The following is a 3,032-nucleotide window of genomic DNA, read 5'->3' as shown; positions in this document are numbered from 1 at the left end:
GCATTTGGCTTGTTTTTGCCAAGGGCAAACATCGACATGATAAAGCCTGGGGTGCAGTAGCCACATTGCGAGCCGTGAAAATCGACAACAGCTTGCTGCACGGGGTGAAGCTTATTGCCTTTTGACTGGAGATCTTCAACGGTGATCAGTTGTTTGCCGTGCAATGCAGAAATGAAAGTCAGACATGAGTTGACCGAGCGATATTGTAGCTTGTCGTCAACCAGCTCACCGAGAACTACAGTACATGCACCACAGTCACCAGAACCACAACCTTCCTTGGTTCCTGTTTTCTTTACATGGGTACGCAAGTAGCTCAGCACCGTCATATTCGGTGAGATTTGGTCTTCCTCACGCACTTCCTGGTTGAGTAAGAACTTAATCAAGGGACCTCCTGTTCTCGACTGTGATTAATTGACCGTTGAGTCAATATTGGCTTTTGTTGACTTGTTGGTCAACTTTTTTATCACAATTTCGCAACATTTTGGCTTGGAATTTAGTTTAAAGTGTTAAAAATCATTCACTTATAATGTTTTGATTTTTAATGTTAATTGTATGCAATTTGAATTAACCAGATAGCGCTATCTTTGGCTTTGTGGGAGTGAGCTGGTGGGTGGAAATCACGTAGTTCCGAAAAGTGTTAGAGAAAAAGATTGGTAGGAGTGGGTTGACTGGAGGTTTTAGCTGCTGTTTCTGATGACAAAATAAAAGCCGCACGATGGCGGCTTGTAAATAATGATCGTTCAGTCGGTTATTAGAGCGGGTACCAGAATAGTTGCTCAGACTGGTAGCGATTGATAAAGCCCAGTGTGAGTACGCCGGCAATAACGACAAGTACTATATAGTCGTTCTTTGTCATTGGTTTGAGGCTATACCAAGAGCGTTTCTTGTTGCGTCCGAAGCCCCTTAGTGTCATGGCATTGGATATCACATCGGCACGATCCAGGCTTGAGAAAATAAGTGGGCCAAGGATTTTGGCGACATTCTTGATTCTTGTTAGCACAGGTACGTTTTTCGAGATATCGACGCCACGAGCCTGCTGGGCATGCATGATGTTGACAAAATCTTTGGTGACTTCCGGTAGGTAGCGCAATGTTAGGCTTACCGCATAGGCAATGCGGTAAGGAACCCCAAGCTTGTTCAGGCTGGCTGAAAACTCAGTCGGGTGGGTGGTAAACACAAAGACCAGAGCGATTGGAAACATACTGAAGTATTTCAGTGTGACTGTTAGCAAGTAGAACAAGGTTTCTGTGGTGATCGAATAGTTGCCAGCCATCGCCAGCAATACGGTTTCGCTACCCATATATTCGACGCCCTGTTGCGGGGCGATCAGGAACATAAACAGGGCGTTCATCATTAATACCGATGCTGTGCCTATCATTAGCGGCTTGTAGGTTGCAAACGGGACTCGACTGAGTTTCAGTAAGCTGAACCCGACCAGGATTAGACCGCAAATGACACGGAGGTCAAATGTGATCAGTACCATGGTCACCCAGCCCATGAAGAGAATGAACTTGGTGATGCCGTTTAGTGCGTGCAGCGGTGAACCGGTATTGGCGTAGCTGATACCAAACTTGATTTTATTTGTTTTCATGCGGTTTTGCTTGCCTCATGGTCGATGAAGCAACGGATAAAGTTGTCGATACGCTCGATACCTAGCTCTTTGGCCATGGTATAGAGGCTAGTTACGGTTAGGTTGGCTTGCTCAAGCAGCTCTGGTTGGCTGAAAATGCTATGGACAGCCTGGTCGGCCAGCAATTGACTGTCGGCAATAACCACTGCGCGGTCGGTATATTCCAGTACCAGATGCATATCATGGGAAATGATCAGGATAGTGATGCCAAGCTTCTGGTTGAGCTCACGGATGAATGCCATCATAGTCGTATAGTGGTGATAGTCCTGTCCGGCTGTCGGTTCATCCAGGATCAGCAGCTCGGGTTCAAGCACCAAAATTGTAGCAATGGTAACCCGCTTTTTCTGACCGTAGCTCAGCGCTTCAATTGGCCAATGGCGATATTTGCCGAGTCCGCATAGCTCTAGGATCTCGTGGACCTTTTTCTCGACTATTTGCTCCGGTACATTGCGGTTGCGAAGGCCCGAGGCGACCTCGTCAAAGATCATATGGTGGGAAATCATATGATTCGGGTTTTGCAGAACCACACCGATGTGCTCGCTACGGTCAAAAATTGAGCTTTCGCTAAGATCACGCCCGTCAAACTCGATACTGCCTTCATCCAGTTCCAGTACACCCATGATTAAGCGGGTCAGTGTGGATTTTCCTGAGCCGTTCTTACCCAGCACTGAAACAAATTCGCCCTTATTGATGCTGAAGCTAACATCATTCAGTGTCTTGCGCTGGCCGTCGTATGAATAGCTCAGGTTGTTAACCGAAAGCAGAGGCTGACTTGTCTCATTCTTTTCGGTGATATCGCTTAGCTGATACCAGTTAACCAACTGCGGCTTGAAACTGTTGAGATCAAGCGTCGACAGGTGGGCGGGTTTGTCGGCTGCGGTGACTTCGCAGCCAGCAGCTTTGAGTGCCGACAGATAAAGTGGTTCACGGATCCCGTGCTGGGCGAGTAACGGGCTGGCCAGCAATTCGTCAGGCGTCATGTTTGCCACAATTTCCCCGCGCTCCATCAGGATGATCCGGTCGACGTTGCGGTGAAGAACATCTTCGAGACGGTGTTCGATAATGATGACGGTTTTACCTGAATTCTTATGTAGCTGATCGATAATTTCGATGGTTGCCTTGCCCGTTTTAGGATCAAGGCTTGCCAGTGGCTCATCAAATAGCAGGATATCGACATCGTCGACCATTACACCCGCCAACGAGACACGCTGCTTTTGGCCGCCGCTGAGGTCGAACGGTGACAGATCCAGCATTTCCTCCAGATCGACCATCTCCGCTGTCTGCTTGACGATGTTGTGCATTTCGCCTTGTTCAACCATCTGGTTTTCCAGTGCGAAGGCGATATCCTCGCCAATGCTTAGCCCGACAAACTGACCATCGGTATCTTGCAGGACGGTGCCGA

3 protein-coding genes are annotated in these 3,032 nt (G+C 48.0%); all 3 read right to left on the bottom strand.

Annotation, left to right across the window (positions count from 1 at the left end; translation table 11 throughout):
- On the bottom strand, nucleotides 1-326 hold a 326-nt coding region (locus tag MHN01_RS22735), incomplete at its 3' end, for a 2Fe-2S iron-sulfur cluster-binding protein (protein WP_239413618.1).
- Nucleotides 327-751: 425 nt separating this feature from the next.
- Nucleotides 752-1,591 carry an energy-coupling factor transporter transmembrane protein EcfT gene (locus tag MHN01_RS22730; RefSeq protein ID WP_239413617.1) on the bottom strand — a complete coding sequence of 280 codons (840 nt, stop codon included), beginning with the start codon at nucleotides 1,589-1,591 and terminating at the stop codon, nucleotides 752-754.
- Nucleotides 1,588-3,032: ABC transporter ATP-binding protein (locus MHN01_RS22725; RefSeq protein WP_239413616.1), on the bottom strand; the 1,445-nt coding region annotated here is incomplete at its 5' end. The genes MHN01_RS22730 and MHN01_RS22725, both read right to left, overlap by 4 nt.

This window comes from Photobacterium sp. OFAV2-7 (assembly GCF_022347985.1).
Taxonomy (GTDB): Bacteria; Pseudomonadota; Gammaproteobacteria; order Enterobacterales; family Vibrionaceae; genus Photobacterium.
Note: the sequence above shows the minus strand (reverse complement) of the source record. Positions and strands in the feature narration are given on the sequence as shown.

Coding starts and splice junctions, on each gene's coding strand:
- MHN01_RS22730 (WP_239413617.1), bottom strand. CDS start 1,591: ATGAAAACAAATAAAATCAAGTTTGGTATCAGCTACGCCAATACCGGT.